At 60.7% G+C, this 14,429-nt stretch carries 14 protein-coding genes; 5 read left to right on the top strand and 9 right to left on the bottom strand.

What is annotated here, in order from left to right; genetic code table 11:
* Positions 1–15: 15 nt before the first annotated feature.
* Genes argE through B0G83_RS04155 form a run of 4 tightly spaced genes read right to left on the bottom strand, consistent with a single transcriptional unit; the run spans position 16 to position 3,674 of the window.
* On the bottom strand, positions 16–1,200 hold the full coding sequence (argE, locus tag B0G83_RS04170) for an acetylornithine deacetylase (protein WP_105506125.1): 1,185 nt from the start codon (positions 1,198–1,200) through the stop codon (positions 16–18).
* A complete protein-coding gene (locus tag B0G83_RS04165) occupies positions 1,193–1,873 on the bottom strand; it encodes a DUF1028 domain-containing protein (protein ID WP_105506124.1) in 681 nt (226 codons plus the stop codon). The genes argE and B0G83_RS04165 overlap by 8 nt, the downstream gene beginning before the upstream one ends.
* Before the next feature lie 10 nt (positions 1,874–1,883).
* Positions 1,884–2,315 carry a RidA family protein gene (locus tag B0G83_RS04160; RefSeq protein ID WP_105506123.1) on the bottom strand — a complete coding sequence of 144 codons (432 nt, stop codon included), beginning with the start codon at positions 2,313–2,315 and terminating at the stop codon, positions 1,884–1,886.
* Positions 2,316–2,366: 51 nt separating this feature from the next.
* Entirely contained in the window at positions 2,367–3,674 is a 1,308-nt protein-coding gene (locus tag B0G83_RS04155) for an NAD(P)/FAD-dependent oxidoreductase (protein WP_105506122.1), read from the bottom strand.
* A gap of 196 nt (positions 3,675–3,870) precedes the next feature.
* Here B0G83_RS04155 and B0G83_RS04150 point away from each other — a divergent pair, with 196 nt between their 5' ends.
* Positions 3,871–4,797: a LysR family transcriptional regulator gene (locus B0G83_RS04150; protein WP_105506121.1), complete on the top strand. Its 927-nt coding sequence runs from the start codon at positions 3,871–3,873 to the stop codon at positions 4,795–4,797.
* Positions 4,798–4,892: 95 nt separating this feature from the next.
* Here B0G83_RS04150 and B0G83_RS04145 read toward each other — a convergent pair whose 3' ends face one another.
* Both B0G83_RS04145 and B0G83_RS04135 read right to left on the bottom strand, forming a co-directional pair.
* Positions 4,893–6,302 carry a cytosine permease gene (locus tag B0G83_RS04145; RefSeq protein ID WP_105506120.1) on the bottom strand — a complete coding sequence of 470 codons (1,410 nt, stop codon included), beginning with the start codon at positions 6,300–6,302 and terminating at the stop codon, positions 4,893–4,895.
* Positions 6,303–7,470: 1,168 nt separating this feature from the next.
* A complete protein-coding gene (locus tag B0G83_RS04135; RefSeq protein ID WP_105506119.1) occupies positions 7,471–8,208 on the bottom strand; it encodes an SDR family NAD(P)-dependent oxidoreductase in 738 nt (245 codons plus the stop codon).
* A 166-nt stretch (positions 8,209–8,374) separates the two neighbouring features.
* Here B0G83_RS04135 and B0G83_RS04130 point away from each other — a divergent pair, with 166 nt between their 5' ends.
* Both B0G83_RS04130 and B0G83_RS04125 read left to right on the top strand, forming a co-directional pair.
* Positions 8,375–9,319, top strand: a complete 945-nt coding sequence (locus tag B0G83_RS04130) for a LysR family transcriptional regulator (protein WP_105506118.1) — start codon at positions 8,375–8,377, stop codon at positions 9,317–9,319.
* Positions 9,320–9,512: 193 nt separating this feature from the next.
* Positions 9,513–10,055 (top strand): DinB family protein, encoded by a 543-nt coding sequence (locus tag B0G83_RS04125; protein WP_105506117.1) that lies wholly within the window; start codon positions 9,513–9,515, stop codon positions 10,053–10,055.
* Positions 10,056–10,104: 49 nt separating this feature from the next.
* Here the strand turns inward: B0G83_RS04125 and yiaA are convergent, their stop codons facing one another.
* Both yiaA and B0G83_RS04115 read right to left on the bottom strand, forming a co-directional pair.
* Positions 10,105–10,545: an inner membrane protein YiaA gene (gene yiaA / locus B0G83_RS04120; protein WP_105506116.1), complete on the bottom strand. Its 441-nt coding sequence runs from the start codon at positions 10,543–10,545 to the stop codon at positions 10,105–10,107.
* Positions 10,546–10,677: 132 nt separating this feature from the next.
* The gene (locus B0G83_RS04115) at positions 10,678–11,298 is read right to left on the bottom strand and encodes a YebB family permuted papain-like enzyme (RefSeq protein ID WP_105506579.1); all 621 of its coding nucleotides are present in this window, start codon (positions 11,296–11,298) and stop codon (positions 10,678–10,680) included.
* 116 nt (positions 11,299–11,414) lie between these two features.
* Here B0G83_RS04115 and B0G83_RS04110 point away from each other — a divergent pair, with 116 nt between their 5' ends.
* Positions 11,415–12,152: a helix-turn-helix domain-containing protein gene (locus tag B0G83_RS04110; RefSeq protein WP_105506115.1), complete on the top strand. Its 738-nt coding sequence runs from the start codon at positions 11,415–11,417 to the stop codon at positions 12,150–12,152.
* Positions 12,153–12,201: 49 nt separating this feature from the next.
* Here the strand turns inward: B0G83_RS04110 and argC are convergent, their stop codons facing one another.
* Positions 12,202–13,131, bottom strand: coding sequence for an N-acetyl-gamma-glutamyl-phosphate reductase (gene argC / locus B0G83_RS04105; protein WP_105506114.1), 930 nt, complete (start codon positions 13,129–13,131; stop codon positions 12,202–12,204).
* A gap of 127 nt (positions 13,132–13,258) precedes the next feature.
* Here argC and B0G83_RS04100 point away from each other — a divergent pair, with 127 nt between their 5' ends.
* Positions 13,259–14,143: a LysR family transcriptional regulator gene (locus B0G83_RS04100; protein ID WP_105506113.1), complete on the top strand. Its 885-nt coding sequence runs from the start codon at positions 13,259–13,261 to the stop codon at positions 14,141–14,143.
* Positions 14,144–14,429: the final 286 nt, after the last annotated feature.

Genomic DNA, 14,429 nt, shown 5'->3' with positions numbered 1-14,429 from the left:
ACCGCGCCGGCCGCTTTAGCGTGTGGTCTGTTCCGCCGCGCGAGTGTCGGCAAGATAGCCCGCCAGCCGAGCCAGCATCGCGTCGCAATCGCTGAGTTGCTGAACCGTGACGAATTCGTCCGGTTTGTGTCCCTGATCCATGCTGCCAGGCCCACAGACCACCGTGGGAATACCGGCTTCATCGAACAAACCGCCCTCTGTGCCGAACGCCACCGTGCCGAACTCGGACGAACCGCTCAATAGCGTCAACAGACGCGCCGCTTCGCTATCCGGCGAGGTGGCCAGTCCGGGGTAGGCGCTCAGCGCTTGCAGATGAATGTCGGTGTCGGCCTGCACCGAGCGCATGGCCGGCAGCAATTCGGCGTCGGCATAGGAGCGCAGTTCGTCCGGGACCGCTTGCGCATCGAAGCCCGGCAGCGCACGCACCTCGAAATCGAACTCGCACTCCGCCGGCACGATGTTCAACGCCCGGCCGCCTTTGATGACACCCGTCTGCACCGTCGAGAACGGCGGATCGAAACGCCGATCGTGATGTTCGGTCCGGGCCAATTGCGCGCCGATCTGCCCGAGGCGGCCGATCAGCCGCGCCGCGTATTCGATCGCGTTTACGCCATACGGCGCGTAAGCCGAATGACACGCCGCACCTTTCACCCGGCAACGCATCGCGAGTTTGCCTTTGTGGCCGAGCACCGGTTTCATGCCGGTCGGTTCGCCGATCAAACACAGGCGCGGCTTGTGCGCACGCTTTGCCAGTTCGGCCAGCATCGGCCGGACACCGAGGCAACCCACTTCTTCATCGTACGAGAACGCGAGGTGAATGGGTAAGGTGAGCGACTGGTCGAGAAAAGCAGGCACGGCCGCCAGCACGGCGGCGATAAAACCTTTCATGTCGGCCGTGCCGCGACCATACAAACGGCCGTCGTTCTCCGTGAGCCGGAACGGCTCCACCGTCCACGCTTGCCCGTCGACGGGAACGACATCGGTATGACCGGACAGCACGATCCCGCCGCGATCCGGCGGGCCGATCGTGGCGAACAGATTGGCCTTGGTGCGCTCCGGGTTGTAGAACAGTTCGCTCCGCACGCCGAGATCCGCGAGGTAATCGCGGATGAACGCGATCAGTTCCAGATTCGAATCCCGGCTCACCGTCGCGAAGCCGATCAGTTGTTCGAGCAGCGCGCGACTGGATAGCCTATTCATCGCCCGGCACTCCGTAGCCCGGCGCCGCCGTGGGATTCAATGCGCGCGTCAGATAGTCCTGCATCTGCGGCCGATACGCTTGCCAGAGCGCGTCGAGCTTGCCGATCGGGTCGTCATCCGCCCAGTCGAGCCGCAAATCGACAATCGGCCAGCTCACGTCGCCGACCACCTTGAGTGCCGCCGAATGCACCGGCCCGGCTTCGCCGCCGGCCGCCATCGCGGCATGCATGGCCGACAGCAGACGATCCGCGAGCATCCCCGGCGCCTGCTCGAAGGCATGAACCATCGCGTCGATCACCTCGCGATCCGCCAGCAGATTGCCTGCGGCGACACACTGCTGGCCAGCCACCGCATGGTGGAGACCCAGCGCTTCGTCGCCGCTGAAAAACGCGGTACGTCCCTGACTATCGATCACCGTTACCTGGCGATAGGCGCGCCACGCGTCGGCGCCGAGCGCGTGATCGAGAGCCGTCGCCGGCTCGCCCAGTGGCACTTCTTCGAGGCCATCGAGAATCCGCGGCCCGAGCGCGGGCAGCGTGACGTTCTGCGTCGCGACCGCGCCCACGCCCGCGCGAACCCAAGGGCACCGCGCGCCGACCGCGATGCTGGACGAGCTGATGGCGATGCCAAGCTGGCCGGTGCCCGGACAGCGTCCAATGATCGAGAATGTCATGCCCTGCTCCTTAAGCGTGGTTCGCCTGCCAGCCGTCCGGGATCACCGCGATCACGTCGATTTCCATCAGCCACTGCGGCTGACCTAGCGCACTGACCACCAGCCCGGTGGAAATCGGGAATACGCCCTTCAGCCACTTGCCGACTTCCTGATAGACCGGTTCGCGATAACGCGAATCGATCAGATACGTCGTCGTCTTGACGATGTGAGACAGGTCGCTCCCCGCTTCTAAAAGCAGTTGCTTGACGTTCTTCATCGCCTGTTCCGCCTGCGCCTGCGGATCGCCGAGGCCGATCAGACGGCCGTCGAAATCCGTGCCGACCTGGCCGCGCACATAGACGGTATTGCCGGCGCGAACGGCCTGGCAGAGATCGTTATCGAGCGACTGGTTCGGATACGTGTCTTTCGTGTTGAACATGCGGATGCGTGTATGAGTCGGCATTAATTCACTCCCAATTCGTTGACGTGTTGAACTCGCGATTCGGCGGGTTCGCTAACGGGCGCTTCGTTGCGACGCGGCGTCGTTTCGCGTTGCGACGCGTCGCGACGCGTCGCGATACGACAGGTATTTGCGCTGCGTGGCGATGTGGTCGGCGATATGTTTGGCGTCGTGCCACACGCCCCAGATAAACGTGGAGCCGCGCCGCGACAGCCACGGCAACCCCAGAAAATAGACGCCGGGTTCGCTCGACACGCCGCGTTGATGCCGCGGCTTACCTTTGGCGTCGAACGCGTCGACGTGCAGCCAGTCGTAGTCGACCGCATAACCTGTCGCCCAAACAATCGAGGTCACGCCGGCCGCGGCCAGATCGAGTTCGAGAATCGGATCGCTCACGCAGGCGGGGTCCGCAAACGTGCGGCGCGCTTCCGGCTCTTCCGGCAGATCGAGGCCGTTGCGGGCGATATACGCGTCCGCTGCGTCCAGCAGCGACAGATAGTTCTCGTCGCCGCGCGCGAGGTTGATCGCCAGATCGGCTTCGAACGTGACGCGCGCGTCGTCGAAGGTCTTCGTCAGACCGACCAGCGTCACGCCCTGATGCGCAAGCGCTCTGAAGTCGACGGTATGGCCGCCGCGCGCACCGCTGACCGCGATCGTCACGTGTTCCTTACCCGGCCGCGCCGCCTCTTTGTCCCATTCGCCGAGCACACCGAGCCACCAGCAGAAGTCGCGATTGCGATAGGCGCGTGGAGGACGGTCGTGCGGGCCGACCGACAGGTAAACCTGCCGCCCCGCGCGTTGCAATTCCTCCGCGATCTGCACGCCGGACGAGCCCGCGCCGACCACCAGCACACCGCCTTCGGGCAGTTGCCGTGGATTGCGATAAGCCGCCGAGTGAATCTGCGTGAGCGTGCCCGTTTGCGGCGCGATCGGCGGAATCACCGGGCGCTGGAACGGGCCGGTCGCCACCACCACACGGCTGGCCTCGATCACGCCCATCGACGTGTCGACGGTAAATCCCGGCCGCCCCGCATGGCGGGCCACGCTCGTCACTTCCACGCCCGTACGGATCGGTGCGTTGAACTTGCGGGCATACGCCTCGAAATAGTCGGCGACCCGCTCTTTCGGCGCGAACGCGTCCGGGTCGAGATCGTCGAATTCCAGACCAGGGAAGCGGTCGTGCCATGCCGGACCGTTGGCGACCAGCGAATCCCACCGCCCGGTGCGCCAGCGTTCGGCGATGCGATCGCGCTCCAGCACGAGATGCGGCACACCGAGCTTGCTCAGGTGTTCACTCATCGCGACGCCGGCCTGACCGGCCCCCACCACCAGCGTATCGATTGAAATTTTTTCAGCAGTCATCGCTGTTTCCTTTTGAAAAGCGTTGGATGGCGAGCGCCTGTTCCGCCGCTGGCGCTCAACCATGAAGAAAATGTACGCCGGCCGCCTGATTTGGAAAAACATATTTAAAAAATCCATAGCATCGTTTTTTTCTATGCAAGGAAATTTTGTGTGGATCACAATGCAGCCAGTGGAAACCTGTTTTAGGAGAGGACGGATGGAAAGCAATCCGCTGCGTTACTCGCTGCGCCAGCTGCGCTATTTCGTCGTGACGGCGGAGGCGCTGTCGTTCACCGCGGCGGCGAAACGCCTGCATATTTCGCAGCCGTCCATCTCGACCTCGCTGGCGGATCTCGAGGAATCGTTCGGCGTGCAGTTGTTCATTCGCCATCACGCGAGCGGTTTGTCGCTCACGCAGGCAGGCCGCGACCTGCTGGGCCACGCGCGCAATCTGCTGAAGAATGCCGAAGACCTGCAATTGGCCGCGAAAGAAATGGACGGCGGCATGACCGGCACCATTGCGCTCGGCTGCCTGGTTTCGCTGGCGCCGCCGCTGATGCCCGGCATCATCAGCCGTTTCGTGCAGGATCACGCGGGCATTGCCTTTCGCACCGTGGAGGCGCATCAGGACACGTTGCTCAACGGCCTGCACGACGGCTCGCTCGACATTGCGCTGACCTATAGCCTCGATATCACCGAGGGCATCACCTTTACGCCGCTGCTGTCGTTGCCGCCGTATGTGATCCTCCCGAAGACGCACCGGCTCGCACGCGCCCGCAAGGTGTCGTTGGAGGAACTGTTGTCCGAGCCGTATGTGATGCTGGATCTGCCGCACAGCCGCGAGTATTTTTCGGCGCTGTTCGATGCGGTCGGCAGCCGTCCCGTCGCCGCGTTCCGCTCGTCGCAGCCGGAAGTGGTGCGCGGCATGGTGGCGAACGGGCTGGGTTACAGCATCCTCAATTTCCCGCTGAAATCGAACCGCACCGTGGATGGCGAGGACTTCGTGATCAAGCGTTTCAAGGACGACGTGAATGCCACCACGCTCGGCATCGCGCAATCCAACGCGATGAAGCCGCGTCAGGTGGTGCGACGCTTCTCGACGTTCTGCGAGTCGTATATCCGGCGGTTGCATATCGATCGGTGATCGACGCGCGCGGGTTCAGCAAGACTTTGCGCCGGAATAAAAAACAGCGACGGAGTCTCCGTCGCTGTTCTCTCGCAGGCAATCTGCTGGGCCAATCAGTGAACCGTCACGCCCGCCTGATTCTGGCGTCGACGATACGCGGTGTCCCGCGTGGCGAGCCAGTAGTAAAGCGGCGTCGTCACGATAATGCCCACCAGCCACGACAGATCCGCGCCGTCCAGGTGTGCCGAGAACGAGCCCACATACATCGGCGTATTCATGAACGGAATCTGCACGACAATGCCGACCGCGTAGGCGATCAGCGCCTGCATGTTGAAGCGTCCATAGATACCGCCGTCTACCCGGAAGATCGAATCGACGTCGTATTTACCTTTATGAATCACATAGAAGTCGATCAGGTTGATCGCCGTCCACGGCACGAGCACCACGAGCAACGCCAGCACCAGGTCGACGAAGTGGCCGACGAAATCTTTCGACGCCCCCACCGCCGCGAAACAGCAGGCCGCCATGATGATCAGCGACAGCACGGCACGCGCCTTCACGGTCGGAATCCACTTGTACGCAAAGGTCTGTAGCGAAGTGATCACCGACAACACCGCGCCGTACAGATTGAGCGCGTTGTGGCTGATCACGCTCAGCAGGAACAGAACCAGCATGAAAGGACCGATCGCGCCGGTGGAGAGTTTCACGGCGTCCATCGTGTCGACGCCCGGCGGCACGGCGAGCACGGCGACCGCACCGAAAACGAACGCCAGCGACGAGCCGAGCGTGCAACCAAGATAGGTCGCCCAGAACGTGCGGGCCACGCCGACGTTGGCCGGCAGGTAACGCGAATAGTCGGACACGTACGGCGCAAACGCGATTTGCCAGAGTGCCGACAGCGACACCGTGGCCAGCCAGCCGGCGATGTTGAAGCCGCCGCGCGTCAGGAAATCGGCGGTCGTCACGTGGGTCGCGATATACGTGAAGCCGATCACGATACCGATACCCAACACCCACGTGCCGATCCTGTTGAGAATGTGGATGAACCGGTAGCCGATGATACCGATCAGTCCCGACCCCAGCGCGCCGACCAGAATCCCGACCGGCACCGGAATCGTCGACTCGATGCCGTGCAACGATTTACCCGCCAGCACGATATTCGACGCGAAGAAGCCGACATACATCACCCCGGCGATCACCGTGACGAGCAGCGCGCCCCACGAGCCGAACTGGGCGCGGCTTTGAATCATCTGCGGAATGCCCATCTGCGGGCCTTGCGCGGAATGCAGCGCCATCAGCACGCCGCCGATTGCCTGACCCACCAGAATCGCGATGACACCCCAGAACAGGTTGAGGTGGTAAATCTGCACACCGAGCGCGCCCGTGACGATCGGCAGCGGAGCGATGTTGCCTCCGAACCAGAGCGTGAACAGGTCGCGCACCTTTCCGTGTCGTTCCTCGTGCGGAACGTAACCGATGGTGTGTTTCTCGATCAGTGGAACCGCACTGCGGCTGTCGGCCATATCACCCTCCCTTTGCTTCGTTGTTGCGCGGTGGCGCTCGGTAAGTTGCGACCAGGGCGTCGACGTCGCGCGGCAGACCGGCCTGTGCCTCATTGCCTGCGCCCCATGTGTCAATTCAATTTACTGAGGCCATATTTCTTTGACCAACACTGTTTACCGATGCCTTGCATAGATTTTTTCGATGCAGACGGAGGTTCGGCGTGGGGCTGACGATCCCTCGCAACAACGCACCCTTCAGCGGCGAACAGGCGATGCCTATTTTCTTTTGCACACCGTAGGGAGCAACCGGCAGATGTTCGATCAGGCAGCAGAAAGATCTGCGATTGCCCGCTGATCAATTTCATCGCGAACGTTGCTATCAGGGCCACGGGATTCTAGTCATCCGGTACGGACGCATACCAAATGAGAACGAGTCTCATTTGCTTGACGACTACACGCCGAATGTTTATCCTTGCTTTGCATATCGCGAAACGGTTTCACGATAAAACTTGCAATGACTTTTGTCGCACCGGCTGCGGCAAGACTGATAATGTCAATCAAGCTTTGGGTAATGGGACATTGAATCCGGAGAGACCCCGGCGTGTCGAATTCGGCCTCCTTAATTTAATTTATGCCCGATCTTTTAATTCTCATCATTTTGCTTCTAGGAGGGCTGGTTGCCGCGACGGTCGCCCTACTCGTTAAAACTGGCGGTATAAGGCAATCAAAGGGGGATGCCCGGCTATCTAGAACGCTACTAATCACGGCAGTTATTTTTCTGATTGCTTCATTTTTATATTTCTCAAGAAATCGGGGGTATTTATGATAGAGCTTGGCATTCAAGAAATTAATATGGCGTCAGGCGGCGCTGGACCTGATTGGGGTGAAGTTGGCGCTGGGCTCGCAGGTGTCGGTCTGGGTGTAGCCATTGCCGCAACGCCAGTGGGCTGGGTGGGTGCGGCTGGAGCCGCTCTCGCGAGCTTTTACGGTGGCGTGGCGATTGGGGATGGGTTCGGTGGTGGGGGAATTGCCCGCAGTGTGTTCTCAGGTCGTTCTCCTCACGACGAGGATTCGCATTAAATAGTCGGCCCTGAACAATTCGATTCTCGTGCCGCCTGCGTGACACCCTCACGTTGGCGGCAATCCGGCGATGAATAGCGTGGCGAGAACCTGTACGTTTCTCAGCGCTTCACCACGTTCCCGCGCTCGCGCCGCCATCCACGGCGAGCACCACGCCCGTGGTGTATTCCGCGTCGGTCAGATAAAGCACCGCATCCACGATGTCCTTCGTCGAACCGAGTCGCGCGGCAGGCTGCAACGTCTTCATGAAGACATGCCGCGAAGGATCGTGCAGCGGTGTGTCGATTGCGCCCGGCGCCACTGCCGATACTTTGACGTTGCTCGACGCCAGTTCGAGCGCGAGGGCTCGCGTGGCCTGATTCAAGCCACCTTTGATCAGCACGGGCAAGAGCGCGGGCACTTTCGCGGTCGGCTGCATGGCGATGCTTGCCGTGATGCTAACGATATGCCCTTGACGGTTGCGGGCCATATGCTCGGCGGCCTGCTGCGTCGGATAAAAGAAGCCCTTCAGATTGGTGTTGATCAGTGCGTCGAGATGGTCATCCGTATAGTTCGCGATCGGCTTCGCGATGAAGATGCCCGCGTTGTTGACGAGCACGTCGACTTTTCCGAACGCGGCGATCGCACGCTCGAACAGCATGCGTGACGTCGCCGGATCGGCGATATCGCCGGCGACCATCAGAAAGTTGGGCAGATTGCGCAGTTTCCGCGCGGCCGCCTCCAGACGCTCGATCGTGCGGGCATTGCCTACGACGTTAAAACCGCGCTCCAGATACGCCTGCGCCAACGCAAAACCAATTCCACTGGATGCGCCCGTAATGACCACGGTTCTCGCTTCGTTATTCACAGTTGAACTCCTGCCAAAGCATGCGCGGAGAAAGCTCGCGGACCTGCATCGCAGCGCGCCACGGCAGGGAATCCGCCGCACTTCGTCGATTCCCTAGGTCGGACTATACTGATGCCGTTTCAGTCGATAAATCCGGTTTTATAAAAATCTCCTGATACACCATGTAATGAATAGCAAACGGCAATTCGATGACCTTCTGCTCGGCAGCATCGAACTTTTCTGTCTGGCGGCCGAGCTGGCGAGCTTCACTGCGGCTGCCATGGCGGCCGGTGTCACGCCGGCGGCAGTGAGCCGTTCGGTGTCGCGTCTGGAAGAGCGCATGGGTGTGCGGCTGTTCGTGCGAACCACGCGGCAGATCCGTCTAACCGACGCGGGCCGCGCGTATTTCGAGCAATGCCGTGAAGCGCTGTCGCAACTGGTCGACGCGGAGCGTCAGGCCACCGGGCAGCAATCGGAGCCGGCGGGACCGTTGCGAATCAGCATGCCGACGCCCTACGCGCACTACAGGGTGCTGCCGCTATTGCCGGCGTTTCGCGCGCGTTATCCCCGCGTGCAGGTCGATGCGCACATCAGCAATCGCAATATCGATTTCGCGGAAGAAGGCTACGACCTGGCGATTCGCGGACGCGCGCCCGTCGATTCCAATCTGATTGCCCGCAAGCTCGAAGACGCGGAATTGACTCTGGTCGCGACACCCGAGTACCTGTCGCGCAACGGCACGCCGACGTCGCTGGAGGATCTGAAGCATCACGAGTGCATCCAGTTCGAGCGGCCTAGCACAGGTCGACGAATCTCGTGGACATTCAGGCGTGGCGATGAAACCGTTGAACTGATCACGGACGGCGGCTACTCGAGCGGCGGCGACGTGCTGGGCGGCGTGACACTGGCGCGCAATGGCGCGGGACTATTTCAGACGTATCGATTCGTGGTGCAGCGTGATCTTCGCGACGGCACGCTTGTCGAAGTTCTGCCGGCACTCGGTGGCGCGTCGAGGCCGTTCGTGCTGTTGTATCCGCATGGCCGGCATTTGTCGCTACGGGTGCGGTGCTTCGTCGATTTTCTCGTGGAGAAACTCGCGCACGATACGCGTGGGCGAAACGGCCGACGTTGACGCGGGCAATTCACGCACACGTCCAGAAAGTGAGCACTCGCCGCAATAAACGCCTGTTTCGAGGACCAGAAATTCAACGGGAGCGTGGCTATCATGTCCTTTCGCTGCGCGGGGAATGCGAGTGGACAAATGGACCGACTCCAAAAATAATAGGGATGAAGTTCACTCATTATTCCAACAAGGACGCCACCCCATGAGCACAAACCAACTATTGCTCCAGATGCTCCGCTACCAGGCCTGGGCGAATCAGGAATTGCTGGACGCCATGCAAGGGCTCGACGCCACGCATCATGCCGAGGAACGGCATATCGCCCTTCGGCTGATGAATCACTGTCTGGTGGTGGAAAAGATATTCGCCGCTCATTTGACGGGCGACCGTCATGGTTTCGCCGCGGACAACACGCCGGAGACGCCCGCATGGGACACGCTACGTGCGGAACTGTCGGCAATAGACAACTGGTATCTGGAATATGCGAGAACGGTCACGCCCGAGATGCTGTCCCAGTCGATTCCCTTTTCATTTACCGACGGCGATAGCGGAACCATGACGCGCGAGGAGATGCTCACTCACGTGGTGATCCACGGCGGCTATCACCGCGGCGAAGTAGGACGGGTTTTGAAGCAGGTATCGGCCCGGTTCCCGCAGAGTTTGCAGCTGCCGTGGGATACCTACGCGGTTCATCTGCATCGCAGCGAGCCGTCGCGCAGGCTGCATGACGTCGTAGCGGAACAATGATCGCAGTGTCGCGCGCAAAGCTGGGCGCGACGCTATCCCGCCGTGACTCTTATTCCGGCGTGCCCTGAGCTGGATCGACTTCCGCGAATTGCGGTTTGGTGGCCTTGATATCGCGCGTATTCTTTTGCACGGCGACCGAGCCGAACAACGCCAGAATAAACGCCATGCCGTAGAAGCCTTTTTCGCTCAGCGCCAGCGTGGCGTTGAACAGCCCCGCGCCAAGCAGCAGAATGGACAGCAGAAGCGAGACCCAGCACAGGCCGTAGTAAATCGCTGTAACAGGAATGCCTTCTACACGATCGCGCACGCTCTTTTGCAGTGAAATCGCCGCAAACAAACCAAATACGAGCACCGTGAAGTAATAACCTTTCTCGTTGAGTTGCATGCTGGCATTCCACAGGCCAAGCAGAAACGCGAAGAATCCGGCCAGCAATGCACCCCATGAAGCCGCAACGAATGCGAAAGACGGCTGTTGCGTGGAACGGTCCATAAAAACTCTCCTATTGTCGATTAATTTGTTCGAAGGGTAACGCGATTTAGACGCGACCGCAAAAAATTATCGATGCAGCATGATAAAAAGCGGTTGCCACATTTAGTGCCGGCTATTGTTCCGGGCTATTACTCAATTACTACCCCCTGTCGTTGTCAACACCGCGGGCGCCGTTTCAACGGCGTCGCACACAATCCACAAATGCGGGCTTCGAAGCAAACTCGCCGGCGTCACGGTGGGCCGGTGCCACGGAATCCGGCCGAAATACCAGAGTCGCCAGAACCCGAGTTTCGGATCGGGATGACGGCGCAGCAGCGTCGCAAAGGTCTCCACCTCGCCAAGTTGAATACGGGTCGCGTCGAAAACGACCTCGCGGACGAAGCGCGAACAGAACTGCCCCCGCGAATTCAGATTGAAGCCCGTGTCGTAGAACGCGCCCATTCGGCTTGTCACCGCGTCGATCAGTTGGCGGCGATGGGTGTCGTCCAACGGCGTGACGAGTCTCGCGATCACGTGGCGCCCGTGTTCGGAGCGTTTGACAAAGCGTGTCATCGGCGTGGTTCGCGCTATGGGAAAAGTACTTTCCGCAATCAGAGGATCGTCGCCGCGGTCGTCGATCACGATACCCACATGATTCGTCCAGGAGTTCGTGGCGTTGGCCACCTCAAGGAACGGCCGCGCGGTGACGCGGATGAAAACCAGATCGCCTACGCGTAATTGGGCCGGCGACGTTGCGTCCGCTTGTCTCGACATGCTGATCTCCTCGCTCGTTTGATGGAGCGCAGTATGCAAGCCGGTCGTGGATATCGCACCGTCTTCTTTTGAAATTGCTTAGACTGATACTTTTAGTATCGAAATTCAATACCTTCATGACCGAAACCCGTCAGCTCATTGCAACCATCAAGCAGCAACTCAAAGCGGCGGGGCTAACCTATCGCCACGTCGCATTGGCGCTCGATTTATCGGAACCTAGCGTCAAGCGCCTGTTGACTGGCGAGAGTCTGTCGGTGGAGCGCCTCGTACAGATCTGCGACCTGCTCGGCGTCACGCTGATCGAACTGCTTCAGGAAGCGGAGTCGTCGATTCCGCGCCTGCATGTACTCACGCGTGAACAGGAGGCGCAGCTCGTCTCGAATGAGAAGCTGCTGCTGGTGGCGATCTGTGCGTTGAGCCACTGGTCGCTGGAAGACATCGTGTCTGCTTATCGACTGTCGAAAGCCGAGTGCATCAAGCATCTTCTCGTGCTGGACCGCATGGGGATTGCCGATCTGAAACCGGGGAACCGGATCCGCCTGCTGGTGGCGCGAGACTTCGACTGGTTGCAGGACGGCCCGATCCGGCATCTGTTTCTGGAACAGGGCTTGCCCGATTTCATGGAGAGCCGCTTCGATGTACCGGACGAGTCCATGGACTTCGCGCATGGCATGTTGACCGAAGCGGCCTATGCTCAACTGCAAGTGGAAATGCGCAAGTTGCGCGGCAAGCTCGCCGCGCTTCACAACGAATCGTCGGACGCTCCGTTGGCGGAGAAGCGCGGCACCGCCCTGCTTCTGGCAATGCGCGTGTGGGAACCCGAAGTGTTCAGAAAACTCAGGCGGGCGGCATGACACCTCGCAGTTGAGAACTGCGTAGGCGCCGTTCGATAAATGGATGCGCTTACAACCGTTCGATCATCAGATTCAGATTCTGCACAGCAGCGCCCGACGCACCCTTGCCGAGATTGTCGAACACCGCGGCAAGCAGCACTTGCCCGTGCTCTTCGTTGGCGAATACAGTCAACTGCATATTGTCGGTGTCGTTCAGCGCTTGTGGATCGAGATGAGTCGAAGTGCGCGATTCCTCCAGCGACGTGACCTGCACGTGAGCCGCGCCGGCATAGTGCCGCGCGAGGCAATCACGCAGCATCGAGCCGTCCGTTCCCGCGGCAAGCAGACGCAATTCGAGCGGCACGGTCAGCACGATGCCCTGCCGGAACGCACCATAAGCGGGAACAAAAAGCGGGCGATGCGCGAGCCCCGCGTATCGCTGAATCTCCGGCGTGTGCTTGTGCGCCAACGCCAGGCCATATGTCTGGAACGGCAATGCCTGGGAAGCACCGGTTTTTTCGTGCGCCTCCACGGCGGCACGTCCGCCTCCCGAGTACCCGGACACCGCGTGGATACCGAGCGGGTAATCGTGCGGCACTAACCCGGCCTGCAACAGAGGACGCAACAGCCCGACCGCCCCCGTGGGATAGCAACCCGGATTCGTGACGCGATGCGCGCCCGCAATGCGCCCTGCCTGCCCTTGCGTCATCTCCGGAAAACCATAAGTCCAGCCGTCCTGCGTGCGATGCGCGGAGCTCGCGTCGATCACTCTGACCTTGGGATTGACGATCATCGACACTGCCTCGCGCGCGGCGACGTCGGGCAGGCAGAGAATCGCGACGTCGCACGCGTTGAGCGCCTGCGCGCGATGCTGCGGATTCTTGCGCTCCGCCGCGGCCAGCGTGACCAGATGCAGATCGGTCCGGCCGCGCAGACGTTCGTGAATCTGCAAGCCAGTGGTGCCTTGGTCGCCATCGATGAAAACAAGGGGAGCGCTCATATCGGGAATTCTCGCTTGATGTGGGAACGGCGAAATTGGGAACCGCTATCTTCCTCGCGTCGTTAGAATAGGGAAAGTTGAATTTCATGACTTTGATATTCAGATTTTCTGAACGAGGAGAACCGCCATGCGGGAGATCAGTCTGGACCGTTTGCGCACGCTGGTGGCCATCGCCGAGCGCGGCTCCTTCGCGGAAGCGGCGCGCGCGTTGAACCTTGCGCCGCCCACTGTCAGCCTGCACGTCGCGGAGCTGGAAAGCCGCATCGGCGCGCCGCTTCTGTCGCGCAAACGCGGGCAGGTGCGGCCGTCGGCGATTGGCGAAACGTTGGTGGAGAAAGCGCGACGGTTGCTGGACGACGCTGAACGCACGCTTGAGGAAGTGCAGCGCCAGGTGCAGGGCCTCGCCGGTCGGGTGCGGCTCGGCGCATCGACGGGCGCGATCGCGCATCTGTTGCCGCAGGCGCTCGAAGTGCTGGGGCAGCAGCATGCCGCTATCGACGTTCAGGTTGCCGTGCTGACCTCGCAGGAAACGCTGACGCGACTCGCGGACGGCTCACTGGACGTGGGGCTGGTCGCGCTGCCTCAATCGCCCGTGGCGGGGCTCGTGATCAAACCTTGGCGCCGTGACCCGGTGATGGCCTTCGTGCCGGCTCAATGGCCGTGCCCGGCGCGCGTCACGCCCGGCTGGCTCGCCGCTCAGCCGCTCATTCTCAACGACGCCACCACCCGCCTCTCACGCCTCACCGCGGAGTGGTTTGCCAATGGTGGACAACATCCGGCACCGCGTATTGAAGTCAACTACAACGACGCAATCAAAAGTCTGGTGGCGGCAGGTTATGGCGCCGCGCTGTTACCTCATGAAGCCACGACGCCATTGCTCGACACGCGTATCGTCATGCGTCCGCTGCGGCCCGCGTTGTGGCGTCAACTCGGTATTGCGCACCGCGCGGGGCATGTCGAGCGATCGACGCGGCATGTACTCGACGTACTGTGGGACCTGCGGCTGAGATAGAAACTGAACGATATTTTCACGGCCTGCGCCATTCAAGAACATTCAGCGCGACGTGAATAGATGGGACGCCCGTTACGGATAATGTGCTCCGCCAATACTGGTTTGTAATATGTCGTTTGCATTATGTAAAAGGGTCAGCTACAAACCGCTAATCGACGGCGTTACGCGAATCGGTGACAATCTACCTTTTTACCGAACTGACCGACCACTCGCGCTGCCGATATTTCGTCGATGTCGACATACGCGTGGCGAAAACCGAATTCAGAATATGATGGAAAGATTTATA

The sequence above is a fragment of the Paraburkholderia sp. BL21I4N1 genome (assembly GCF_002973525.1).
Classification (GTDB): domain Bacteria; phylum Pseudomonadota; class Gammaproteobacteria; order Burkholderiales; family Burkholderiaceae; genus Paraburkholderia.
This window is presented reverse-complemented; position numbering and strand designations above follow the sequence as displayed.